Below are 23,026 nucleotides of genomic sequence, written 5' to 3'. Positions count from 1 at the left end.
TGCACTCGTATTCGGGTACTCTCACCTCTCGATCCTGCCGCTTCCTCCTCTGAATGCCCTAACTACCGGTGCGCATCCTTCCGCCTGAACGATCAAGATTCTCGGAACCTTGTCAATAATCCCAGCGCTCCTCAATTCCGTGAAGCCTTTCCAGGTTGCGGCTGCCAAACTGGCGCCGCCTGCCGGGACTATCATTCAATCGGGGGTGTTTTACCCAAAGTCCTCTGCTATTTCAAAGGCGGCGGTTTTTGTTCCTTCGATATGGTATGGGTTTACCGAAGTCGCCGTTGTCAGGTTTTCCCAGTTGGAAGAAGCTGTGAGCTCTTCTATCAGATCTATGCATTCGCTCACACTACTATCCCTAACCAGAACAAGTCTCGCGCCGAATAACATCGCCTGAGTATTTCTTTCGACCGGTGTGTGTTGTCCGGCATTACTACAATACACTCGAGACCTGCTCTAGCGGAATATGTGGCAACTGCCGGCCCCGCATTGCCATCTGAAGCAACATCGATAGCTTCAACTCCGCTCTCAAGAACTTTGGTGACTTCAAGGGTAGCCGGGCGATCTTTGTAAGTACCCGCGCGATTCTGCGTTTCATCCTTCAGGAAGAGTCTTCCCGAAAAGCCAAGCGTCCTAGGGAGTCTTTGACTTTCATCCAACGGAGAACAACCCTATCCGAGGGTAACAATAGATCGCAGATCGCTAACTGGCAGCAATCGATGAAACCTCCAGAGTCAACGGGTACCCCTGTCTGAAAAATCAGAAGGAGCTACCCCTCTAACTCTTTCGAACATATATTTGAGCATTCTTCTACACTCCAGACAGCGTGCTAACCCCTTCGAATTACTGTGCTCAAAACCACATCTGTCGCACATTTGCAGGTAGTCTTGGGTCTCCATCCTATCTGACTACTCTTCCCGAGGTATTTCCCCCAAGTAGTTTCTCAACCTCATCTCTGGAAACGATGTTAAAGTCTCCCTTTATCGTGTGCTTCAGACAGGAAGCGGCCACACCAAATTCAAGCGCTTTCCTTGGCTCCCACAAGCTATCAAGTCCAAAGATAAGTCCCGCAGCAAATGCGTCTCCTCCTCCGACACGGTCAATTATGTTTATGTCGTATTTCGTTGAAAGCAAGAACTCCTCACCGTAAAGAAGAGAAGCCGACCATCTGTTGAAATTTGCGTTAACACTCTCCCTAAGAGAAATCGCAACAGCCTTCAGATCGAACCTTTTCTTGAGTTTCTTTGCGACATCTTTGTAACCTTCAACACTCAGGCGACCATCGCTCACGTCTGAGTCTTCGGCTCTAATACCGAAGACAGATTCGCTGTCCTCTTCATTCGCAAAGAGAACATCGACATATTTCATCAGCTCAGTCATCACTTTCTTCGCCTTTTCCTTGGTCCAAAGCCTCGCTCTGTAGTTTAGATCGCATGAAACGGTTATTCCTCTTAACTTTGCCTCCTTTAGGGCAATCTCACAGATGGCGATCAACCGGTCGCTTAAAGCCGGAGTGATACCAGTAAAGTGGAACCAAGACGCTCCATCGAAGATCTCTTCCCACGAGAAATCTTCGGGTTTGGAGTTCGAAAAAACCGAGTCGTCGCGGTCGTAGATCACTTTTGAAGGCCTTTGAGAGTAACCGGGTTCGTAGAAGTACTTGCCTAATCTACCGCTGCCTTTCAGAACATGACTGGTGTCCACCCCATGAATCGAAATGTTTCCCTTGGCCGCATCTCCGAACTGATCGTCCGATACTTTCGAGACGAAGCGGCTCTTACCTCCATAACGCGCAATCGCGACAGCAACATTAGCCTCCGCCCCCCCATAGACAACCTCGAAGTTCTTAGTTTGCTCAAACCTCTCTCCTAATGGAGTTGCAAGTCGCATCATTATTTCCCCAAAAGTCACAACAGTAGACACTGTCAATCCTCCTCCTATCAATACATGACTATATGAATCTACAGATTTCAACGCCTAACCTGTCCATCACTACAACCAGGGAAAGTTGGCAATCGATTCCTACAAAGATAATAGCACGACAGTTTTGGAAGAACTGTGCAAAAATCGCCAGAATCTCGGATCATAAAAAAAATTTTTTCTGATGATTGCACCCCATTGAATTCAATCTGATGAGCAAAATTGGCATTATGTGCTCCCTATTACTCATAATCGTCAATGACATTCTCTAAGTCGACTTGGGCAAATCTAAGGATCGTGATAGATTATAGTAGAAATTTTTTCTATGTAGGGTGATTCAATTGGGAAATCTTCTTGACAGAATTGCAAGGGAAAGTGTTGATTTCACTCCAACAATGAAGAGGATAGCGGATGCGATTCTTCAAAATCCCTCCGAAACAGTAAATCTTTCGATAACTCAGCTAATGAATAGATCGAAAGTGGGAAGTGAATCAACAGTAGTGAGGTTTTACAGACAGCTAGGATATGAAAGCTTTCATGAATTCAAAGTCACTCTTGCCTCGGAAATCGCTGGATCGTCCTTCTATCACCCTTACGAAGACATCACAATAGAAGATTCACCGTCAGATGTCGTGAGAAAAATCTTCAACGGCTGCATTATGGCTTTAAGAGCAAACACCAAAAGCTCTATCGGAAAAATGATACCCGATGCAGTCGATCTGATCGAACAATGCAGAAGAATAATCTGCATCGGTTACGGAGTATCGGGATCGATAGCAAACAATCTGTCTTTCAAATTGAATCTTCTCGGTAAGGATGCTATTTATTGCCCCGATTCACATACGAATGCTGTCACTCTTTCTAAGCTCAAGAAAAACGACTGTGTCTTCGCAATATCTCATTCGGGAGAAAGCAAAGACGTGGTTTTACCGTTGCAGAAAGTGGAAAACTCTGTAAAAATCATCGCCTTGACGGGATTTGGGGATTCAACATTAGCCAAAATAGCAGATCTTAGCATTATTGCATCTGTACCAGAAGAAATGAACTTGCGTACCGACGCAATAGTCTCCAGATGTGTTCAGATGGTGGTTGTTGATTCGCTCTTCGCTTGCCTTGCGGTAAGAGAGGGTGAAGAATCACTCGATACACTTTCATTATCTAGAAGATCATTATCATACCTAAAATTCTAATCTCGGAGGTTCAACATGGGAGCTTTTAAAGGCATTATTCCACCAGTACTAACAACATTTGACTCAGAGGGAAATATCGATGAGAAGCGGTATCTAAATCTCATAGATTTCCTTTCCAAAAAGGTTCATGGTCTCTTTGTATGCGGTACTTACGGTGGTGGACCGCTTATGACTGTGGATGAACGTAAGAAGGTAACTGAACTAGCAATCAAGGGGGCAGTAGACAGAGTACCAGTAATCGCCCACATCGGTTCGAGCAATCCGAACGATATATTCGAACTTGCCAAACATGCCGAACACTCTGGCGCCAAGGCCGTTGCAACTGTGGTACCCTTCTATTTCCCGTACTCTCAGGCCGATATCGTCAGATTCTTCAAAAAGCTCATAGAGTCAACTGCTCTTCCTGTATTCATTTACAACAATCCAAAAACCACCGGAGTAACGATAGATATCGAGACTCTTAAGAAACTAAAAGACGTGGGTCTTTATGGAATAAAGGATAGCACGTTCGACCTTCTCTATTTCTACGGCGTGAAATTCAACATGGACATGGATGAGTTTTGCTACATAAGCGGCACAGAAGCCTTCATCATGCCTTCCATACCACTGGGTGCCGATGCTGCTATATGCGGACTGGCGAACGCACTTCCTGAACCGGTACTCGAACTATATGAAAAAAGTATTGAAGGTGATTATGAGAAGGCACTCGAGCTTCAGCTGAGAGTGAATAAACTTAGAGACATTCAGCACTACGCTCAAAGCATTCCTGCAATTCATGCAATGTTGAAAATGAGGGGCATTGATTCCGGTTATCCTAGGCATCCTTATTCACTTGTATCGGATTCAGTTTATCGGAAGATTGAAAACGCTCTGAAAGAAATGAATGCGCTCTAGGAGGTGAAGATGTGAAGAGAGCTCTCGGACTTGGAGAGATAATGGTTCAAATGAACCCCACCGAAAAGGGGGCTCTTAGATTTCAAACTCTTTTTGAGAGACACGTAGCTGGTTCAGAGGCAAATACAATAATCCAGATGCAGCGTCTGGGAATTGGCTGTTGGTTCTTCTCAGCTGTCGGCGCTGACGAATTCGGTAAGGTGATCGTTTCTGCTCTTCGGTCCGAAGGAGTTGACACATCGGGTGTTGTAGAAGACCGAAACAATCCAACTGCCGTCTACTTCGTCCAGAGAAGCTACCCGGTGCCAAACAAAACGATGGTCTACTATTATCGAAAGGGTTCAGCCGCAGCAAACTTCGGTCCCGAGAATGTGAGGGAAGAGTATTTTGAAGGTCTGGACCTTTTTTTGGTGAGTGGTATAACCCCATCGCTGAGCAGTAGCTGTTATGAAGCTGCTCTGAAGTGCGTGAAACTTGCAAAGGATCATGGAGCTCAAGTAGCATTTGATACCAATATCAGAATCAATTTACTCAAGACAAAAGAGAATGCTATGAAGACGCTCGAACCATTTATCAATAGTGCGGACATTCTCTTCACAGGTGCCGGAGATATGGCTATGCTTTTCGGTGACGATATAGAGAGAGCGAGAGAAGTGACTATAAGAAAAGCGACCTCTGCCAACATTATTGTTTTCAAGAAGGGCTCAGATGGGGTCGAAGCTCTTGTAAGGGGAAAGAGGTATTTCGTTCCCGCCTATAAGGTTCCGGTGATAGATGAACTTGGCGCAGGCGATGCATGTGATGGGGCTTTCTTAGCAAGTTACCTTCAGGGCAACACCATCGAAGATTCTTTGAGGTTTGCAAACGTTGCCGGAGCAATAACGGTCAGCTTGAAGGGCGATATCGAACCTTTGCCCGACTGGCAGGCAATCGAAACCTTCCTGAACGTACACGGTGCAGGCGAGAAGAGGCTACTGAGGTGATTCTGTGACACCAGAAGTCCTTTGCTTTGGAGAACCGCTCGCAGCCTTCTACAGTAAGGGCAGAAGAAGCTTGTCAAAAGCCGGAGAGTTCGTGATGACCTGGGGAGGTGATACTTCGAATGTGGCACTTGGTATCTCTAAACTCGGTCATACCTCTGGATACATTACAAAGGTAGGACAAGATTCATTCGGAGAAGGTTTCCTTGATCTCTGGAGATCCAGCGGAGTCGACACTACCAACGTCATCGTAGATGAAGATCGTCTCACAGGAATGTACTTTGCCAGCTTCACAGGCGACAAACATGAATTCATCTACAGGAGAAAGGATGCTGCAGCCAGTACTTACAGCGTGGATGACGCAAGAGACGTTGATTTTGAAGGAGTTAGAATTCTCCATCTTAGTGGCGTGTCGCAGGCGATTAGTAGACAGTGTCTTGAAGCAAGTCTTGTGCTCATGAAAAGAGCGAGAGAGAATGGCGCAGTCATCTCATTCGACTTGAATTATCGTGGCAAACTCTGGTCCAGCGAGCTTGCGAAATCTATATATCTGAGCGTTATTTCGGGCTACGCCGATATCGTTTCTCTAAACGATGAGGAGCAGGAGGTGCTAGGTATCAAGGGCGATCCAGAGGATGCAGCCAATTACCTACTGGAACTCGGCCCGAAAGTAGTAGCCCTCAGGTGTGGAGTGAAGGGAGCCGTAATAGCGACAAGAAAGAAAAGCGTGAAAGGCAGAGCAAAGATAGTTGAAGTAGCTGATACTGTTGGGGCTGGAGATACATTCACTGCTTCTTTGTTATGCTGTTATTTGGAAGACAGAGATTTAGAAGATTCTCTTCAGTTTGCCCTTTCAGCTGCGGCATTGACTTGCACAAAGACTGGTTCTACAGAAGGACAACCGTCTAAGAAACAGGTTCTTGATTTTATTGGGGGAAACCCTGATACTCAATAGGAGGTGTTTTTTGTGAAGAAGTTTCTAGTTTTCTTAGTCATCGCTTTGATTGCTTCATCGCTGGCATTTAGCGTTGACTATCCCAGAAAGCCCGTGTCGGTTATCTGCCCCTGGGGTGCAGGCGGTGGAACTGACAGAGTTGCGAGATACGTTGCTGACGAGTTAAGCAAAGCTCTGGGTCAGCCCTTCACAGTTGTGAACAGAACTGGGGGCGGCGGGGCAGTCGGTCACAGTGCCGGAGTGTATGCAACACCAGATGGCTACACAATAACCCTTGTAACACTTGAGATCGCCAATATGCACTGGCTAGGACTGACAACGATAACTTACGAAGACTTTGAGTACATTGCGCAGTTCAACGAAGACGCAGCAGGCGTTATCGTTGCTGCAGATGCTACGTGGAATGATATTCACGAACTACTTGCCGATATTAAGGCAAATCCAAATGAATTCTTCTTCTCCGGTTCAAGTGCCGCTTCCATATGGGATCTCGCCAGAATTGGTATGTTCAATGAAGCAGGCGTTCCCATTGATTCTGTCACATGGGTTCCGACAACAGGAGCGGCCGCTTCGATAATCGAGCTTCTCGGAGGGCATGTCGATGTAATAACCTGTTCGATAGCCGAGGCAGCTTCTCAGTTGGAGAGCGGTCAGCTTAAGGCTCTCGCAGTTATGTCAGATGAAAGACTAGGCAAATTCCCGGACGTTCCCACACTGAAGGAACAGGGTATAAACTGGTCCGCAGGTACCTGGAGAGGTATTGCCGTTCCTGTCGGCACTCCCGATGAAGTCAAGGCAATACTCGAAACCGAAGTCCTCAAGATAGCCAATTCCGACGCATTTGCGAATTTCATGGCAGTTAACGGATTCGGAATAAAGATCAGAAATGGCGAAGAATTCTACGAATTTGCAAAGCAACAGGATAGCGCCTGGAAAGAAGTTCTCAAGCTTGGAGGATTCATCGAATAAACTGCAGCAGCAGGCGGCCCTCTTGGGTCGCCTTTTCCATATTGAGTAATCGGGGTGATTTGATGAATATCAAGAACATAGTTTTCGGTGTATTTCTAATCGTCTTAGCATTACTGGTATTGTATTTTGGATGGTCTTTCCCAGCCTATAGAATAAGGGGAGAGACTTTACCCGGACCGAAATTCTTCCCTTTCACACTGGCTGTAGTTCTTATGATTGTTGGCGCTTATTATATCATTAAGAGCGTTGTCATGATCAAAAAGAAAATGATACCGAAAGACTCGTCGATTGCGTTTGAAGAAAGATTTACCTTTGAGGGAATAAAGAACATAGTCGCAGTAGTAGCCGCCATCTTGTTCTTTGTTCCGATTATTGAGTTTTTGGGGTTCATACTGGGCACGATAATCGTTTCGTCAGTACTGATGATGATACTTAATGTGAAAGTACTTCGTTCAATCATATATTCAACAATCTTAGCTGTCATGATATTCCTGATATTCGGAACACTATTCAGACTTCCTCTTCCCGAGGGAGTAATCATGAATATCATCAGGGGGTGAACAAATGGACTCTGTATTAGCAGTTTTCAGCCCCGATATAATTTTCCCTGTTCTGATGGCAATGACATTCGGGATTTTTGTCGGTGGTCTGCCGGGATTAACTGCAACTATGGCCGTAGCTCTAATTATTCCAATCAGTTACTACATGACCCCTCTCGCCGGTCTTGGAATGGTTCTTGGAGTATCATTCACATCGATATTCTCAGGCGACATACCGGCAACCTTCTTAAGAATACCAGGGACTCCAGCTTCAGGAGCTGCGGCTCTTGACGGATTTGAGCAGGTCAAGAAGGGGAAGGGCTCTCTGGCGCTTACACTCGACCTGTTTTGCTCGGCAATAGGTGGTTTGATTGGAATACTTCTTCTAATACTAATCGCTCCTCCTCTCGCTAATTTTGCTCTCAAGTTTACTAACTTCGAATACTTCTGGCTGGGCCTTTTCGGACTCAGCATGAGTGCGGTACTCAGCAAAGGCAACATGATGAAAGGTCTGACATCGGCCGTGCTTGGATTGCTGATCTCAACTATAGGAATCGATGTGACTACCGGCTTTCCTCGCTACACTTTCGGAAACATAGAGTTAATGGACGGTCTCGGCTTCATACCAGTTATGATTGGGCTCTTCGGCATTTCTGAAGTATTGAAGCGTGTTCAACAAGGCGCTTCAAAGCTGCAGCTACCTCCAATTACAGAGAAGGTGAAGATATCTCCGCTCGAAGCTCTTCGAATAATCTGGCAAAACAAGTGGACGCTTATTAAGTCTGCATTTGTCGGCACTTTTGTGGGAGCGCTTCCTGGAGCTGGAGCAGATATTGCGTCGTGGGTAGCCTATGGCGTAGAGAAAAAGACTTCAAGAAACAGTGAAGACTTTGGTAAGGGAAATATCAAGGGAGTAATTGCTCCAACAAGCGCGAACAATGCGGCTCTCGGAGGAACATGGATTCCCGCGCTGGTTTTCGGCGTTCCCGGAGACACAATAACCGCTATAGTCCTCGGGGCTATGCTCATGTACGGTCTGAAGCCCGGACCACTAATATTCACGGAATCTCCCGATTTGGTGAATGGCGTTTTCAGTATTGCGATTCTTGCGAATATTCTACTAATTCCGATTGGCTACCTTGGAATAAAGGCTTTCGCCTTCGTTCTGAAGATGAAAACTAGCGTAGTCTTAACAGCAGTAGTCCTCTTTTCAATGATTGGTTCTTTTGCAATAAGAAACAGCTATTTTGATATTTATGTAATGCTGATCTTTGGTCTGATTGGATTCCTTTTTGAAAGGTTATCAGTTCCTTTAGCTCCAATGATACTGGGCTTGATTCTTGGACCGATGGTCGAAGATAATCTAAGAGTCGGTCTTATAAAGACCGGAGGAAGCATGGGTCAGTTTTTCACAAGACCGATTTCACTGGTTCTGTTTATTCTGATAGTGTTGGTCTTTCTGGGCGGTCCCGCCTTGAACCTCTTAAAGAAGGGCTTTTCCAAACACAAAACAGAAGAATAGTCTTGTAAGGAAGAACAAATAAGCGATGCCTATGAGCATCGCTTTTCTGCTTTTCTGCTTTTCTTCTCCAAAGAGTCTACTCAACTCTTACACCTTTCCAAAACGCAACGAAATCCTTGATGATTGATGCTCCTTCAAGTGGTTCAGGGTAGTACCAGGCAGCGTTCTCGTTCTTCTCGCTGTCAACAATGATGTTGTAATAGTGAGCTTCGCCCTTCCAGTGGCATATGGTAGTTAAATCGCTGTGTTCAAGAAGAGCTTTGTTTACTGTCCCGGGAGGAAAGTAGTGATTACCCTCAATTACGATTGTCTGGTTGCTCTCTGCAATGACTTTTCCCTTCCAAAGCGCTTTCACGTTTATCACCTCTCATGGATAAACTTATCATTACGCGGCAATTGCCGATGCCTTTTCTCCACTATTATATGATAAAGAATCGTCCGAAGTGACGTGATTTAAAGAGTCACTGTTGCTTAGTCGGTCTAGCAAAAGTGATTCTGTCCTGAAAACCTGTTGTATTCTTTTGATCTTCACAGAGATCCGTCGAAAGAATTGGTCTAAGAACTCACTTCGTCAGCACAATTACGATTCTCTTCCAAACATACTGTTCACCAGTAGTGAATGAAATCCTTATCTAGAGTTGATTTTGTTTGTAATCGCATCTCTTATTCCATTCTCAGGAGCTTCATATCCCCAGAATATCTCTCTCCCATTTCCGAAAATCGCTCTTGGCAATCCGAACTCTTCCTCGACTCCCGGCTCTTCGATTTCGTGAAGATTGAAAATGACATTTTATTTGAACTCTTTCACAACTCTCATAACTCTATATGCCTCTATTTCACTGGTTGAGCAGAAACGGTTGAAGAAGAGATCGACCACAATTTTCCCTTCAACAGGCTAATAAGTATACTTGCTGACTATTTGTCTCGGTATCTCTGCCTTACTGGATAGAACAAGCATCATCAATCTCTCTTCTCCGTTTCTAGAGATTTCACTTAAGTCCAACTTCTCAAAGAAAGAGACAGGGAGGTACCATTTCGGATCTGTGTATCCAAATAAGATTACCCCTTTTCCTGAAGAACTCATGGCAATATCAATAGCGCTAGACATCATTCTCTTACCTACTCCATTCTTCTGATAGTCCCGCGTAACAAACAGACAGGTAATGACAAACAGCTCTTTGCCAACCGGTCCCCAGGGAAAGATCTTAATCGGAAACATGTTTAGGAACCCAACGCACTTCCCTTTCAGAAGCTATATCAGAGATACCAGACCGTTCAGCCTTTTTCCCGTGAACCACGGTATTCTTCTTTGAACCGATTCAGATATTTCATGGTTAATCACCCGGCCACAACCTGCAATGAACTCTAGTTCCTCTTCTCCAGCCCTTCTTACTTCAATCACCCTAATCACCTCCACAGATAACACTTCAAAGATGAAGCCTTATCCTCAACGGCTCTCATAAGAAAGAAAAAAGAGCAAACAAAGATAACGAATTCTAGATGACGAAATGTATTGATTTCTGACAGTTCCTGCAGTGGTAATAGAATTTGTTTCTAGCAGCTAAGTTTCATAGAAGAAAAGGGTTTTTCGTGTGTTCGTTCTAGTGAAGTCAAGACCTTCGGCAACCAGTTCCCTCAGTTTCGTAAATACATATTCATCAAGTAATCCGCTCTGAACTTGACGGACGATTACGTCCAAAGAAGCACTTATAGACATTCCTTTTCGATACGGTCTATCTTCTGTCAATGCCACAAATACGCCTGCAATCATTATAATTTTTGATTCCAGATCGAGTTCAGCTGAGCTCTTTCCCCAGGGATAACCACTACTGTCCAATCTTTCATGGTGGTTCACTCCCCACTGCAGGAGTCTGTGTTTCTCGATTGCCTCTCTTCCGCCGACTATTAGGTAGGAATCGAAGATGTGGCGCTGAATTATACAGGTCTCTTCTCTAGTTAGTTTTCCCGGCTTTTCGAGAATAGATATTGGAGTTGCCATCTTTCCAAGGTCATGAATTTTGGCAGCAAAAAATACTTCCATCGCCCTTTCCTCTCCAAGATGCTCTCTTTCTGCAAGAAGCTTCGAAACGTAGGCGATTCTCTCTGAGTGAAAGGTGGTGAAACGGCTCTTAACATCGGTCATGTACATGAGAATGTCTCCCAAAGATTGTAGATCGGAATTACTCAGAGGATTTTCCTCAAGATCCCTTTCAAATTCGTCGTAAACGGTGTTCTCATCCACTTCGGCCCACAAGAAGCCCTTCTTTTTCGAGATCTTTTCAAATGCAAACTTCGCTTTCTCTAGAAACTCGTTTGAGTTTACAACTGAGCGTTTGATTGTCTCCATCTGGTTAAAGTCTTTCTCACCAGGCAACAGCCGTATGCTCACGGAATCTGCAAGATGTACAACGCTTGCCATTATGTCATGATCGATCTCCGGGTTAAGTAGCGTCGAATAATAATGGTGCTTTTCAACCATGTCCGATATTTCGGAGATATCTTCTATATGCCTCACTATTCTGGCTCCGACTACCGCGTGATTCTCCTGAAGTCCACTGTCAAGAGCCAACCAATTGCTGATAGTCGCATTTTCAACACCGAGGATTCTTTGAACCTGGTTCACCTGTCCGGGATTAAGGAGACCAATATCATGCAGAAACCCAACAACATTCAGTCTATGCTTGGAGAACCCGAGTTCCCTTCCAACTATCTTTGAAACACACGCAACCTGCAATGAATGAATCTCAATCTTAGAAACCCTTTTGAGAAGTCTAAAAAGTATCAGATACATCTCTTTCGTTTTGAAGCGCACTTCACAGGTCCTCAAGACTCAATTGATCTTCCAGTCAAACCCTGAAATTACTCGAACGCTTTTCTTATACAAGAACACGACAGAATCGCGGACATATTGGTATAACCTCTTCGATGCAGAACACATATACAATGTGTGAAGTCATTTGGCTAATGTGTTGTGACGACTGCCACACCGGTCTCTTAGACCATCCAGACTCTAACACTGTTCGAAAGCAGACATCTTCATACTCATTTGATAATCATAACTGAATTTGAACTATAATTAGCATTGCTTTTACTTGTAATGATATTTATTAAATCACAGCTTGATTTTTTTGCATTGTATGTGATAATATGTACTCATGATTTAATAAATTCAAGGTGGTGCGGCGAAAGATATGGGAAGGAATTTCTGGCTCTTTTCAGTTGGAAGGTTAGTTTCTCTCATAGGAAGCGGCGTTCAGACTTTGGCAATTCCCCTATACATCCTTGACCTAACTGGTTCCGGAACAATTATGGGAACGTTCGCAGTGATTACTATGATACCCAGGATTATCTTCGGACCAATTGCAGGCGTACTTGGTGACAGGTTCAACAGGAAACTGATAATGATCTACATGGATTTTGCCAGAGGCACAGTTATTCTCGCCATGGCCTATATGGCAAATGCAGAAGTTCTTACAATATCTATCCTTTTCATATTTCAGCTGTTGATTTCGACACTTGATATTTCTTTCGATCCCGCAACCGCGGCAATGCTTCCGGATATTATCGAAGAAGACAAGCTCTTGAGAGGAAATTCTATCCTTGGAGCAGTGAATTCCATCTCTTATATTGTGGGACCGGCGCTGGGAGGAGTGCTCTACGGACTTTTCGGAATCGAATTAGTGTTCATTCTGAACGGAGTGTCTTTCGTCGCATCCGCAATCAGTGAGATCTTCATAGTTTACGAACAAACAACTGAGAAATCTAGAATCTCCGTAAAGAGTGTATTTGTCGATATTGTTGAGGGAATCAGCTATCTCAGAAGAATAAAAGGACTGATGATGGTTCTGATATTTGCTATGGTATCGAATTTCCTTTTGGCACCGGTGTTTACGGTTGTGTTCCCGTTTTTCGCGCGAACTGTGGTCGGTTTTTCCAGTCAACAATATGGGTTCCTTCAGTCCGGATGGGTGGTCGGAGTTCTTATAGGAAACATTCTCCTGGGGACAGTTCTTTCTAAGAGAAGACAGGGAAGTCTCTTTGCAGGAGGTCTAGCAACGGAAACAGTCATCAATTTCATTCTGGCAGCTTTCTTCTTTCCTTACTTCATGAATCTTTTTGGCGGCGCTTCATGGTTGTATTTTGCAGCACTTGGAGTGCCGATTCTCGTGATGGGAGTATTTAATGCATTTGTTAACACCCCGCTTCAAACTCTGTTTCACCGGATTGTTCCTACTAGCTACAGATCCAGGGTGTTCTCCGTGATCTCAATTCTCGCTCAGATTGCAACTCCTTTAGGTTCTGCGATCTTTGGTTTTGCTGTTGATCGATTCCCTGTCCATTATCTTGTGCTCTTGTCATGCATTGGCAACGCTATTCTAACTATCTTATTTCTGATGAAGGGCATGTCGAGACTCTTCGAAGAAAAGAGAACAGATAACAGCAATGGCTCAAAGGGAAAGGCCGTCGAGCCTGTGAGAGAAGGAATTGGTGCATAGGTTCCTCAAGTATCATCGTAGCCCTCCCCAGATTCCTCTGCGCTTGACAGGCTGAAGCAAAATCGGTAAAAGAAGAACCGGAGCTTGATTCTCCGGTTCTTCACTCATATTGATGAAAACTTAGTCTGTTGCGCTCTGGCTATCCCTTTCTGCAGCAAGGTATTCCAGTTCTGAGATTATTGAATCGATCTCTAACTGAGCCTCTTCAGAAGGATCGACTTCCATTAGCGCTTCCATGTAAGTGAGCCTTTTACTGAGCTTCTCTTCAATCCAGTCTGGGCTGTAGTCAAGATCTAGAGATAGAGAGTTGTTCCTTATCAAAACGTAAAGAATATCTGCTCTGACTTCCTGAGACATTTCCCTTTCTAACGTGGCTTCCAGTCCCGATTCGATTTCATCAATTGTACTGAAGACATAATCTACGAAACTTTGCCCGTAGTTGCTCAGCTGCTGCTGAAGAAGCTGTTGATTCATGAACGTCATTTCTAGTTCCTCTAGCCAGGAGTTGTAATAAGCAGCTGCAACTTCAGGAACGTTGCTATCAAGCTCATACATCATCTGGACAATCATGCCTCGCTTCTCTCCTATCTCAAACAAGGACCTTACGGCCACTTCGTAGTCAATGCTCTCGGTGTATCCCAACATTTGAGACAACTCGATGTAGACAGCATACTCCACGGGTGAGACCTGCGCAGATGAGTCTCCTTCACCGAAGACTTTTGCGGCAACTTCGACGAAGAATTCATTAGCCGTCTCTTCTGTCCCTATTGCTTCCGCGTATTCCTTGTAGAACAGCAGTTCACCATCAAGAATCACATAGTCAAAGTTGTTTTCGCTTATGTACCTCTCTAACCAACGATTGTAAGAATCGTTCTGATAACCTGAAACGAAATCATTATATCTGCGAGAGCTCACCATATCGGCCAGACTGTTAATCTCTGTTCTCTCTTCAACGATTATTAAGTGAAAACCAAACTCGCTTTTTACAGGACCGTAAAGCTTACCTATTGGTGCGGTAAGGATAGCTTCTTCAAACTCCGGCACAGTTTGCCCTCTTTGCAGCGATCCAAGCTCCCCACCATTGGCAGCCGTTCCTGAATCAATGGAGTAATGAAGGGCAGCTTCGCCAAAAGTGATTTCTCCACTTTCGATTCTACTCATGAGCTCAGTAGCAGTGGATTCATCGGTCACAAGAATGTGTCGTGCCCTAATCGTTTCATACTGGTTCTTGATTTCGGTCCTGAACTCCTCAAAGTAAACCGCTAGAGCTTCTTCAGTAAGCGGAGCAACCGAATTCTGAACGAGTTCGGCCTTGAGGGCAGCATATACGTAACTCCTCATTTCATCTTTGAAGGTCTCAAGCGAGCCGTAGATAGTCTCAATTTGCTCGATCAGCCCAGGATTCGATGTGTACATCTCCATCATTGTATCCGTTTCGGCCTCAACTTCTTCATCAGAAGGAAGAAGATTGTTTTCCTCTGCATAGAAATCGATGAGCTTCTGGTCAACTATGTATGGTATTATCATCGTTTTTAGACCGATCTCGCTAGGGATGTAATAGCTATCGAAATACGGATCAAGAGTTATCCCCTGGCTACTTGCGTTCGCAACGGTCGCGCCAAATGCCTGTTCGATTTCTTCTCTGGTTATCCAAAACTCTTCTGGAACGTCTTCCCCATCTTTGGTAATCCTAACGGCGTACTCTGTTCCGAACAGGGTCAGTGAGAAAATCGCCATCAGGAAAACTAGTAGTAACTTCTTCAAAATCATTCCCCCTCGTGTATTAGGTACATTCATGATAACATTTCATAGGAAATGGTGTGCCACGAGAGGTGAATATTTTGAGAAAGAGTGATCTTGATCTTGAAAGGCTTCACGCAACGTCCTGGAAATGGTTGAATTCAGAAGAAGCGGAATTGTCCGGAGGGGAGAATTCGAGGCAACCTCAAGCCTTGTATTTCTTTGCCGACGAAAGGAACAAATCCTTCTGCAGAAGGTACAATAGGGAAGTGAATTTCAGGAGAGACGTTGAGGACATAGGGCTTTGCGATAAGTGTGGAATGAGGTTTAGAACATATAGAGCCGCCCAGATCTGTGTATTTGCTCCTGCGGAACAATATTTCACAACCGATACACGCGATGAAGCGAAGGCAATCGAGGAATTTCCTGACAAGGATCTTGCGGAAAAGGGAGTAAGCGACTTCGAGAGCAAGAGCTGGCAATAAAGGCTTTCTAATTTGAGTATTCGGACTATCTTTATTCTCATCGTGGGCTTGAAAATGTGTTAAAATATATATTGTAATTTTGTGAATAAATGTTCTTGGTTCTTACCGAGATATTTTTTGATCAAATAGTATAGTTTTTTCATTATCTTTATTTTTTAATCTTGCGGAATTTAAGCTTATCATTGACTTATTTGTTTCCTGGAGGTGGGCTGTGAAGAGCTTAACAAAAACGATTTTGTTGTTTGTAGCAGCATTTTTCGTTGTCTTTTCTATTTCTTCGTGCATTGTTGTGGATAATCCGGTTGTCGTTAGGGTCCCCTTTGAAGAACTTAACGACGGTGCTTATTATGGAGGTGGTCTCCTCTTTTCGCCTTCAGACATGTCGATCTCACATTTGGGAAAAGGAACTCTGATTGCGTTTCAGGATCTTAGAATGGAGTGGACACCTGAAGAAGGTTCTTCTATTGCAGAGAGAAACTTTGGTTACCTCTATATCAAATCCATAGATGTGACAGGCATTGAATATGAGTATCTGATTTACGATTCAAAAGGTACAATCATCAAGCGCGTTGACTCTGTTTTTCACCCGGTTTCTGAAGGATCTCAGGATTTCTCGAGTTTATCTGATACTGATTTGTTCTCCGGTGCCTTATATCAGTCTGGTGCCGGCGTGCACAATCCAAATATTAGCGATGGATATCTTCTAACCTTTAGACACGATATACCAGATGAAGAGAACTCCGGCCCTCATTCCTTCAGAAAAGTTCTTTTCAGAGTCCAGCAACCGCCAATGGTTTCTTCAACCAGATTTCCAAGAGGCGTCATTGCAATTAGCAATTCTGTGCCCAGATCGCTTGTGATCAACTCTTCTCTTCTTTTACAAGAGCCCTGTGAATCGGAAAACCAAATAGTGTTTTCGAAGACGTCTTCTATCCCTCACTTCTCTCTCGGTGATTACATTTTTGACACAATGAACGACTCTTTCGGAAGAGTTATTTCCGTGAATGATACCGACCCTTCAAAAGTAACACTAGGAACTGAAGAAGCTTTTGTAGAAGAGGCGCTGGGCACTTTGATACTGAACATTGAGGGTGATGTATCAGAAATCATACAGAAATTTGGAACTGAAGGAGATCGTGCCTTTGCAGAGAGTGTAACAACAAACCTGATCACAAAAGAATGGGATGTATCAATCATTGACGAGGATGAGATGAAGGCTGCAATCAAGAACAAACTGATCCTTGACGCAAATATCAGCCTTGATTTTCATCTTTCTTTGAACAAATTCAGCTCTAATGGAACGTTTCGCTTTCCGGCAACACTCTCTTCGATACTCGAGATAGTTGGAGAGGAAGGGTTTAAGACTGGACAAACGGAGAAAATTGCTGAACCACAGGTAAGCATTAGCGTATGCGGAATCCCCGTAAAAATCAGCGTACCGATTAAGCTGTTCTATGGAATGGAAGCAAAAGTCGCAAGCATTGATCTTCAATTCGGTCCCGAGATTCGGATTTCTCCGAAATTTCATTATGAAGTCGAGGCAAAGATCGACTTCTACGGCGTTCATGACAGATGCTATTCAAGGGGCTCTATTGACCACAATGCAACCTTTGTTGATAAGATCGAATTTGACGGATCCCCTGAGATAGAAGGAAAGTTTGGCTTCAAGTTTTATCCGGGAGTAACTATTGCCTGTGTCCTTCGTCCGGAGATGGAGATGCCAGTCGGTTTCTCTGCAAGAGTAAACGAAACTAAGGCTGAACTCGATTTTGAGACTGAGGGCCATATAATGATTAAGCTGGATCTGAAGTTTTACAAGCATACTTTTGCTAAGACAGAGGTCTTCAGCCAGACGAAGAATATTTATTCGAAAGACTTCTAAGACTGTTCAGAATCCTTTTGATAATATTCATCTAGTTACTGCTTAAAGATTTAGAGAAAGGAACCTTACGAAAAGGCTGAAGAGCCATAATCAAGAAATCAAGGTTGTAGAGAAGAGCATAGAATTTCCAGCATTAGAAAAGCAAATGTGGGCATCCCAAAGCATTGACTGTAAAGGGATGCCCTTAACTAAGGAACTACTTTAGATATGGATGCTCATTCCATCAATACCCTCTAGGGCACCAAGTACTGTCTCTGATAGCGTAGGATGAGGATGTATTGAGTTCTCAAGTTCTTCTACCGTTAAACCGTTCTTGACCGCAATTACCCCTTCCATTATTAGCTCTGTAGCTGAAGGAGAAACTATACTCATACCAAGAACCTTTCCACTTTCCTTATCTGCTATTACCTTCACAAACCCAGTGTTTTCTAGTACAGTTCTTGCTCTACCATTTGCGCTCAAAGGGAATTTTGCGATACTTACTTTCTCCATGTCTTCGATGTCGTCTTCCCTTATCCCGGTTGATCCTACCTCTGGGCTGGAGAAAATAATCGAGGGAACTGCCGAGTAATCCATTTCGATCTCTTCTCCAGCAATGTTGTGAGCCGCTACTATCCCCTCGTAGCTGGCCACGTGAGCAAGCATTGTTCCGGCTCTTATGTCGCCAATAGCATAAATGCCCTTAATGTTTGTCTGCATTCGGCTGTTCGTAATGACTCCTCTTTCAATTTCGAGGCCAAGATTTCTTACGTCTTCGCTAATGCTCGGTCGCCTACCGACTGCGACAAGAACTTTCTCAGCCTGGAGTGAGAGCTCCTGTTCACCTTCGGCATTCAGAATGAAGGTACATTCCTCCTTCTCCACCTCTGTCACCTTTGTTCTCTCTATTATCTCTACTCCTTGCCTTGTCAATGACTTTCGAATATCGTCGGCAACATCTCTATCCTCGTATGGAAGGATATGGTCTGCAAGTTCGACGATAGTAGTCTTCACTCCGAATGAACTGAAGAATGTTGCAAACTCAACTCCTATAACACCACCGCCAACAATTACTAGACTTTCTGGCATTTCTTCCATTCGAAAAACGTCGTTGCTTGTCCAGATTCCTTCGACTTCACTGAATGGCCTAAACATGGAGGGTTCAGATCCACTTGCGATAACAATATTATTCGTATCCAGAATCTCCCCTCTCTGCTCCAGGAGGACGTGCTTTGCATCCTTAATCACAGCCGTGTCATTGAAGAAATCAACTTCGTTTTTCTTCAAGAGGTGTTCAATCCCTTTTCTAGACATCGTGATCGTTCTATTCATGTGAGCCATGATTTTCTTCAGATCATAATCAAGATCGGATATTTCGATTCCAAGTCTCTTTGACTTGTCAGCTATTTCGGTATACAAATGGGCCGAAGTCAGCATCGCTTTTGTTGGAATGCAGCCCCAGTTTGTGCACGTCCCACCGAGATGTTCCTTTTCAACGAGCGCAACTCTCTTACCCAGCTGAGCAATTCTTATTGCACAAACATAACCGCCAGGCCCACCACCAATTACAACCGCATCAAGCATTTTCTCTCCTCCTTATATAAATCTTTATATCACCGTATTTATCAACTATCTTTTTGATTACCTCATGGCCTTCTTTCTGAATAGACACAGGAATTCTCTCCCCCGAGAGCGGATAGTCTACAATAACAATCAGTACCTCTCCAGGATTCATGTTTTCCAGAGTCTTTCTTGCTTGAATATCCGGAATTGGACAAGATTCGCCTCTCATATCGAGAAGCTGGTCAGGCTCGATGACATCAAGCTCGCCCCCCAGATAATAACTGCATATTCCCTCAGAGCAGGAAATTGGCTTGAATCCCTTAAGTTCCGTTATGAAGGAGATTGCCTCATCAAGCATTCTGAAAATGTGTGGAGAACTGAAGTCGAATCTCTCAACGCCATGCAAATGTCTTGAAGTAAGTATCCCAAGCTTCTTCATTTGCTGCAGATGTCTGTATACAGTTGACAAATCTATTTGAAGTAGCGACGCAATTTCTGAAGCAGTTAGGAAGTTGTCCATCAGCATCGTAACTATTTCAATTCTTGTCTGATTTGAGAAAGTGCGAAACAAATCCGGAAGCTTTAATGGCATCTAAAATCCCTCCCGTAGAAAGAGGTGCACGTCTGAACGAAGTGCACCTCCCACATCACGCTATAATAGCCTAACCTATTGACTTCTCACATTCCTCAACTATGTCAATGAAGCCTTCATAAGTTATCAGAGGCACGGTAACGTCATCAGCTGAGTATCCCCTGGCCTCAACATCGTCCTTAATAGCAAAGACCTCCGCCTTTGTGGTCAATTCGTTTAGTCCCCAAAAAACACCGTCCTGAATTAGGACAACCTTGTCCCCATCTTTCGCCGCACTGATCTTGATTCTATCGGCAGAATTATTGGGCCCGTTTTTCACTACTATTAAATACATACCAGACACCTCACATGAAGATTACATTGTCAAACTTGTGGAAGAACTCTCCGATATCGGCTTCAGCTATTAATTGTGCACTGAAACTCTCTTCGATTTCATTTACTTTCAGTTTTTCCACATGTTCTTTGACACCATAAACTGCTGTCTCGTACCTCTTGATAAACCTAAAACACATGGAGATCGAGAGCAGGCCAAGACATTCAGGCTTAGTCTTCTTTGAAAAAGCAACACTTGCCTCTTCCATCAAAAGAACAGATGGCTCAATATCTTCGCCATACATTCCAAATGCAGTCCTAAAGGCTTCATTGACCCAAATAGAGCCTGCTGGAGCCTGATAAACAACAAACAGTATCTTCTTATCCATACAGCACCTCATGCCATCAGGTTAACAAACCTGTCGCTGTTGTAAATCAATGAAGCCAGTTCAGGAAGCCCGCTAGGTCTGGACCCGGGAATAATCATATCCTTAGTTACACCCCTGTAGTCCATACAAATTCCGCAGATCTCCACTTTCAAACCCTTCTCTTGTATTAGCGATTCGAGTTTTCGTGGAATGTCTCTATCTATCCTTATCGGTTTGACTTTGCTGTTAACGGATAGTATTGAATCGGCAAAGAGGAAAACCGTCACTTCGTGGCCTTTATCAAGTCCTGCTTCCGCGATCTTAATTGCAGTGTCAAGATCCTCATATGAATACGGTGGTGCAAAAACCTGGATTGTAATCTTCAAATCAGACGCCTCACTTTCTGTAAAGTATGTAAGCCATTGTCCAGTTGCCGAGAATAAGGAAGACACTTGCGATTATTGACGAAATGGCAAGAGTTGGAAGTCCGGAAAGGAAATGACCGATATTACATCCACCGGCAAGGTTAGCTCCTGCTCCCATCATTGTTCCACCTATCATAACCACGAGATAAGTCTTCGGATTCTTCGGCATCCTCAACTTGAATTCTTTGGCAATTACTGACGCGATGAGTGCTCCCAGAATTATTCCGATTATTTCGTACCCATCCCATCTCAGTGGCTGATTACTGATGTAGGAGTCAAATATCGAGACCCAACCACCGGTGATACCAAGTCCATAATTTCGACCAGCAGCCTCGCTTGTTATCCATGCAATGGGAGAAAGAACAGCGAGAGATACCGCAGCAACTTTCCAGTTGAACTTAGTCTTTCTCTCCGTGGTCTTCGTGCCAAGCGTGTACCAAAGTAAGACAGCTGCTAGTATTACTGCAGGGATCCAGGGATTAACATTCAGGACTGTCGCGAGTGTGGGCCCTACCTTGTCAAAATATACGGAAGAATTCCCATCAACTGTTATGTTAAATTGCGCCGCCCAAGTCCTTATGGGTGAAAACACTCCTCCTCTCATTGCCATAGCTCCTATACCGTAAAAGACCGCGGCTATCATTGCGGTTGTCATTCCCTCTCCGGACCTATAAGTAACACCTGACGCACATCCACCGGCGAGAACCATTCCCAGCCCAAATACATAGGCACCAACAATATTCCCAAACAGATTTAGCGTCGGAGGAGCAATCCTTATCCAGCCCATCTGAGCCACAAAGAGAACGGTGATCATCTGTAACCCGACTGCAAGAAAACCCAGTTTCCAAAGGTAATTATCCTTAAATAACAAAACATCCCTAAAAGCTGAGTTGAAACACACTCTGCCTCTTTGAAGAATGATTCCAAAAACGAGACCAACTAATAGACCCGTCCAGGCCATGTCATCTCACCCCTTTTTTCACTTTACTTTGATATAGATCTTCCACTCGCTGTTCCCGACTTCCTCAATTTCGAGAACTTCGTGTCCCATTCCCTTGACTGCCTCGGGAATTCTCTCTTTCGACATGGCATAGTCAATCCAAACCTCGAGTATCTCTCCGGCTTTCATCTTCTTCAGAGCCCTCTTGGTTTCAACATCCGGTACTGGACAGACTTCTCCTCTTACGTCAACAGACTTAGTTACTTCATACTTCGCCATTTTCATACCTCCTGTAATGTGATTTATTTCACATATTGGTCAACTTAGTAACTCTGCAGCTGCTCATCATGAATTTCAAGCCAAATCTACTATTTGAAAAGCGGAACTTCACTAGAATCATAAATGCTACTAATGTCGATTAATTTATCATTCCATTCCAACTTGGTTACCAACTCGTTCGCAAAACATTCACAAACTCTCATTGCTTTCGAAGTAGAATAACACTAACTCACGATCGGGGGGTCACTATGGAAAAGGGTTACATTCATATCTATACGGGAAATGGTAAAGGAAAGACCACTGCAGCTATTGGTCTTGCGATAAGAGCATGTATGGCGGGCGAGAGGGTCTTCATCGGTCAGTTCATAAAGGGTATGAAATACAGTGAACAAGCGCTATCGAATTATATCGACGGAATAACCATTGAACAGTTTGGAAGGAAATGCTTCATTAGAGAAAATCCTGAAGTAGAGGATCTTGAAGCTGCTCGCACTGGTCTTGCAAGATCCCGAGATGTTTTGCGCAGTGAACGGTTCGGTCTCGTTATTCTTGACGAGATATTCATTGCTTGCCATTACAGATTGGTAACAGTAGAGGATATTACGAAGCTTTTTGAGATGAAGCCCTCAAACGTCGAACTTGTTCTGACTGGCAGAAATGCTCCGGCCGAGATTTTTGAGAAGGCAGACCTCGTCACTGAAATGAGAGAGATCAAGCATTATTACCATAGGGGAGTTGAAGCTAGAAAGGGGATAGAGTATTGAGCAAGGCAACTGGACAAGAAGTCAATTATGGCCGGTTCAGGCAGTAACTCTTGATTTGAACGCATTCTGCTTGGAGACTCAAAGGGAGCTCTGATACCGCGCTGCCATTATTCAGAGGACCCTTCTGTGTTCCTATCAAGTTTTTCTTTTGCGAAATTACTCATCAAACGTGCGCTGCATTCCTCGTAGGATAAAGATGAAGGATTACACTGGAAAGAGATTTCGAAAG

General features: G+C 44.1%; 27 protein-coding genes. 11 read left to right on the top strand and 16 right to left on the bottom strand.

The window, feature by feature from the left end:
- Positions 1-21: 21 nt before the first annotated feature.
- The 4 genes from RJ60_RS15490 to RJ60_RS02805 form a co-directional block, all read right to left on the bottom strand.
- Positions 22-168, bottom strand: a complete 147-nt coding sequence (locus tag RJ60_RS15490; protein WP_180979887.1) for a hypothetical protein — start codon at positions 166-168, stop codon at positions 22-24.
- A gap of 42 nt (positions 169-210) precedes the next feature.
- Positions 211-447 (bottom strand): pyridoxal-phosphate dependent enzyme, encoded by a 237-nt coding sequence (locus RJ60_RS02815; RefSeq protein ID WP_180979891.1) that lies wholly within the window; start codon positions 445-447, stop codon positions 211-213.
- Positions 348-662 (bottom strand): pyridoxal-phosphate dependent enzyme, encoded by a 315-nt coding sequence (locus RJ60_RS16465; RefSeq protein ID WP_103133956.1) that lies wholly within the window; start codon positions 660-662, stop codon positions 348-350. The genes RJ60_RS02815 and RJ60_RS16465 overlap by 100 nt, the downstream gene beginning before the upstream one ends.
- Before the next feature lie 241 nt (positions 663-903).
- Entirely contained in the window at positions 904-1,926 is a 1,023-nt protein-coding gene (locus RJ60_RS02805) for a sugar kinase (RefSeq protein ID WP_103133955.1), read from the bottom strand.
- Between the two features lie 338 nt (positions 1,927-2,264).
- On the opposite strand from RJ60_RS02805, the gene RJ60_RS02800 reads away from it, so the two are divergent.
- The 7 genes from RJ60_RS02800 (at position 2,265) to RJ60_RS02770 (ending at position 8,972) form a co-directional block, all read left to right on the top strand.
- Positions 2,265-3,113: a MurR/RpiR family transcriptional regulator gene (locus RJ60_RS02800; RefSeq protein WP_180979886.1), complete on the top strand. Its 849-nt coding sequence runs from the start codon at positions 2,265-2,267 to the stop codon at positions 3,111-3,113.
- A 15-nt stretch (positions 3,114-3,128) separates the two neighbouring features.
- Entirely contained in the window at positions 3,129-4,007 is an 879-nt protein-coding gene (locus RJ60_RS02795) for a dihydrodipicolinate synthase family protein (protein WP_103133953.1), read from the top strand.
- Positions 4,008-4,018: 11 nt separating this feature from the next.
- Positions 4,019-4,990, top strand: a complete 972-nt coding sequence (locus tag RJ60_RS02790) for a sugar kinase (RefSeq protein WP_103133952.1) — start codon at positions 4,019-4,021, stop codon at positions 4,988-4,990.
- A 4-nt stretch (positions 4,991-4,994) separates the two neighbouring features.
- Positions 4,995-5,942 carry a sugar kinase gene (locus tag RJ60_RS02785; RefSeq protein WP_103133951.1) on the top strand — a complete coding sequence of 316 codons (948 nt, stop codon included), beginning with the start codon at positions 4,995-4,997 and terminating at the stop codon, positions 5,940-5,942.
- A 12-nt stretch (positions 5,943-5,954) separates the two neighbouring features.
- The gene (locus RJ60_RS02780; protein WP_103133950.1) at positions 5,955-6,911 is read left to right on the top strand and encodes a tripartite tricarboxylate transporter substrate binding protein; all 957 of its coding nucleotides are present in this window, start codon (positions 5,955-5,957) and stop codon (positions 6,909-6,911) included.
- 62 nt (positions 6,912-6,973) lie between these two features.
- Entirely contained in the window at positions 6,974-7,471 is a 498-nt protein-coding gene (locus RJ60_RS02775; RefSeq protein ID WP_103133949.1) for a tripartite tricarboxylate transporter TctB family protein, read from the top strand.
- 4 nt (positions 7,472-7,475) lie between these two features.
- Entirely contained in the window at positions 7,476-8,972 is a 1,497-nt protein-coding gene (locus tag RJ60_RS02770; protein WP_103133948.1) for a tripartite tricarboxylate transporter permease, read from the top strand.
- 76 nt (positions 8,973-9,048) lie between these two features.
- Here RJ60_RS02770 and RJ60_RS02765 read toward each other — a convergent pair whose 3' ends face one another.
- From RJ60_RS02765 to RJ60_RS02755, 4 genes are all read right to left on the bottom strand, one after another.
- Entirely contained in the window at positions 9,049-9,327 is a 279-nt protein-coding gene (locus RJ60_RS02765) for a DUF427 domain-containing protein (protein WP_103133947.1), read from the bottom strand.
- A 540-nt stretch (positions 9,328-9,867) separates the two neighbouring features.
- Positions 9,868-10,221, bottom strand: a complete 354-nt coding sequence (locus RJ60_RS02760; RefSeq protein ID WP_258006162.1) for a GNAT family N-acetyltransferase — start codon at positions 10,219-10,221, stop codon at positions 9,868-9,870.
- A 3-nt stretch (positions 10,222-10,224) separates the two neighbouring features.
- Positions 10,225-10,374: a hypothetical protein gene (locus tag RJ60_RS15485; protein ID WP_180979885.1), complete on the bottom strand. Its 150-nt coding sequence runs from the start codon at positions 10,372-10,374 to the stop codon at positions 10,225-10,227.
- Positions 10,375-10,533: 159 nt separating this feature from the next.
- On the bottom strand, positions 10,534-11,784 hold the full coding sequence (locus RJ60_RS02755) for an HD-GYP domain-containing protein (protein WP_103133945.1): 1,251 nt from the start codon (positions 11,782-11,784) through the stop codon (positions 10,534-10,536).
- A 379-nt stretch (positions 11,785-12,163) separates the two neighbouring features.
- Here RJ60_RS02755 and RJ60_RS02750 point away from each other — a divergent pair, with 379 nt between their 5' ends.
- Positions 12,164-13,468: an MFS transporter gene (locus RJ60_RS02750; RefSeq protein ID WP_103133944.1), complete on the top strand. Its 1,305-nt coding sequence runs from the start codon at positions 12,164-12,166 to the stop codon at positions 13,466-13,468.
- 120 nt (positions 13,469-13,588) lie between these two features.
- Here RJ60_RS02750 and RJ60_RS02745 read toward each other — a convergent pair whose 3' ends face one another.
- Positions 13,589-15,238, bottom strand: coding sequence for a peptidylprolyl isomerase (locus RJ60_RS02745; protein WP_243392217.1), 1,650 nt, complete (start codon positions 15,236-15,238; stop codon positions 13,589-13,591).
- Between the two features lie 71 nt (positions 15,239-15,309).
- Between RJ60_RS02745 and RJ60_RS02740 the strand changes: the two genes are divergently transcribed.
- Together RJ60_RS02740 and RJ60_RS02735 are read left to right on the top strand one after the other, a co-directional pair.
- On the top strand, positions 15,310-15,693 hold the full coding sequence (locus tag RJ60_RS02740) for a hypothetical protein (protein ID WP_099828837.1): 384 nt from the start codon (positions 15,310-15,312) through the stop codon (positions 15,691-15,693).
- Between the two features lie 211 nt (positions 15,694-15,904).
- A complete protein-coding gene (locus tag RJ60_RS02735) occupies positions 15,905-17,575 on the top strand; it encodes a hypothetical protein (RefSeq protein WP_099828836.1) in 1,671 nt (556 codons plus the stop codon).
- A 201-nt stretch (positions 17,576-17,776) separates the two neighbouring features.
- Here RJ60_RS02735 and lpdA read toward each other — a convergent pair whose 3' ends face one another.
- From lpdA to RJ60_RS02700, 7 genes are all read right to left on the bottom strand, one after another.
- Positions 17,777-19,138 carry a dihydrolipoyl dehydrogenase gene (gene lpdA, locus RJ60_RS02730; RefSeq protein WP_099828835.1) on the bottom strand — a complete coding sequence of 454 codons (1,362 nt, stop codon included), beginning with the start codon at positions 19,136-19,138 and terminating at the stop codon, positions 17,777-17,779.
- The gene (locus RJ60_RS02725) at positions 19,131-19,709 is read right to left on the bottom strand and encodes a sulfurtransferase TusA family protein (protein ID WP_099828834.1); all 579 of its coding nucleotides are present in this window, start codon (positions 19,707-19,709) and stop codon (positions 19,131-19,133) included. The genes lpdA and RJ60_RS02725 overlap by 8 nt, the downstream gene beginning before the upstream one ends.
- A gap of 70 nt (positions 19,710-19,779) precedes the next feature.
- A complete protein-coding gene (tusB, locus tag RJ60_RS02720) occupies positions 19,780-20,043 on the bottom strand; it encodes a sulfurtransferase complex subunit TusB (protein WP_099828833.1) in 264 nt (87 codons plus the stop codon).
- 10 nt (positions 20,044-20,053) lie between these two features.
- Entirely contained in the window at positions 20,054-20,410 is a 357-nt protein-coding gene (locus RJ60_RS02715; RefSeq protein WP_099828832.1) for an intracellular sulfur oxidation protein, read from the bottom strand.
- 8 nt (positions 20,411-20,418) lie between these two features.
- A complete protein-coding gene (locus tag RJ60_RS02710; protein WP_103133943.1) occupies positions 20,419-20,775 on the bottom strand; it encodes a DsrE/DsrF/TusD sulfur relay family protein in 357 nt (118 codons plus the stop codon).
- A 10-nt stretch (positions 20,776-20,785) separates the two neighbouring features.
- A complete protein-coding gene (locus RJ60_RS02705; protein WP_099828830.1) occupies positions 20,786-21,775 on the bottom strand; it encodes a YeeE/YedE family protein in 990 nt (329 codons plus the stop codon).
- Positions 21,776-21,793: 18 nt separating this feature from the next.
- The gene (locus tag RJ60_RS02700) at positions 21,794-22,033 is read right to left on the bottom strand and encodes a sulfurtransferase TusA family protein (protein WP_099828829.1); all 240 of its coding nucleotides are present in this window, start codon (positions 22,031-22,033) and stop codon (positions 21,794-21,796) included.
- Positions 22,034-22,281: 248 nt separating this feature from the next.
- Between RJ60_RS02700 and RJ60_RS02695 the strand changes: the two genes are divergently transcribed.
- On the top strand, positions 22,282-22,797 hold the full coding sequence (locus RJ60_RS02695) for a cob(I)yrinic acid a,c-diamide adenosyltransferase (protein WP_099828828.1): 516 nt from the start codon (positions 22,282-22,284) through the stop codon (positions 22,795-22,797).
- Positions 22,798-23,026: the final 229 nt, after the last annotated feature.

The organism is Mesotoga sp. B105.6.4 (assembly GCF_002896535.1).
In the GTDB taxonomy this organism is placed as follows: domain Bacteria; phylum Thermotogota; class Thermotogae; order Petrotogales; family Kosmotogaceae; genus Mesotoga.
This window is presented reverse-complemented; position numbering and strand designations above follow the sequence as displayed.

Excerpts from the sequence above, each read along its gene's own strand:
- RJ60_RS02715 (WP_099828832.1), bottom strand. The coding sequence starts at position 20,410 with ATGGATAAGAAGATACTGTTTGTTGTTTATCAGGCTCCAGCAGGCTCT.
- lpdA (WP_099828835.1), bottom strand. The coding sequence starts at position 19,138 with ATGCTTGATGCGGTTGTAATTGGTGGTGGGCCTGGCGGTTATGTTTGT.
- tusB (WP_099828833.1), bottom strand. The coding sequence starts at position 20,043 with ATGTATTTAATAGTAGTGAAAAACGGGCCCAATAATTCTGCCGATAGA.
- RJ60_RS02795 (WP_103133953.1), top strand. The coding sequence starts at position 3,129 with ATGGGAGCTTTTAAAGGCATTATTCCACCAGTACTAACAACATTTGAC.
- RJ60_RS02695 (WP_099828828.1), top strand. The coding sequence starts at position 22,282 with ATGGAAAAGGGTTACATTCATATCTATACGGGAAATGGTAAAGGAAAG.
- RJ60_RS02725 (WP_099828834.1), bottom strand. The coding sequence starts at position 19,709 with ATGCCATTAAAGCTTCCGGATTTGTTTCGCACTTTCTCAAATCAGACA.
- RJ60_RS02750 (WP_103133944.1), top strand. The coding sequence starts at position 12,164 with ATGGGAAGGAATTTCTGGCTCTTTTCAGTTGGAAGGTTAGTTTCTCTC.
- RJ60_RS02770 (WP_103133948.1), top strand. The coding sequence starts at position 7,476 with ATGGACTCTGTATTAGCAGTTTTCAGCCCCGATATAATTTTCCCTGTT.
- RJ60_RS02775 (WP_103133949.1), top strand. The coding sequence starts at position 6,974 with ATGAATATCAAGAACATAGTTTTCGGTGTATTTCTAATCGTCTTAGCA.
- RJ60_RS02745 (WP_243392217.1), bottom strand. The coding sequence starts at position 15,238 with ATGATTTTGAAGAAGTTACTACTAGTTTTCCTGATGGCGATTTTCTCA.
- RJ60_RS02700 (WP_099828829.1), bottom strand. The coding sequence starts at position 22,033 with ATGGCGAAGTATGAAGTAACTAAGTCTGTTGACGTAAGAGGAGAAGTC.
- RJ60_RS02705 (WP_099828830.1), bottom strand. The coding sequence starts at position 21,775 with ATGGCCTGGACGGGTCTATTAGTTGGTCTCGTTTTTGGAATCATTCTT.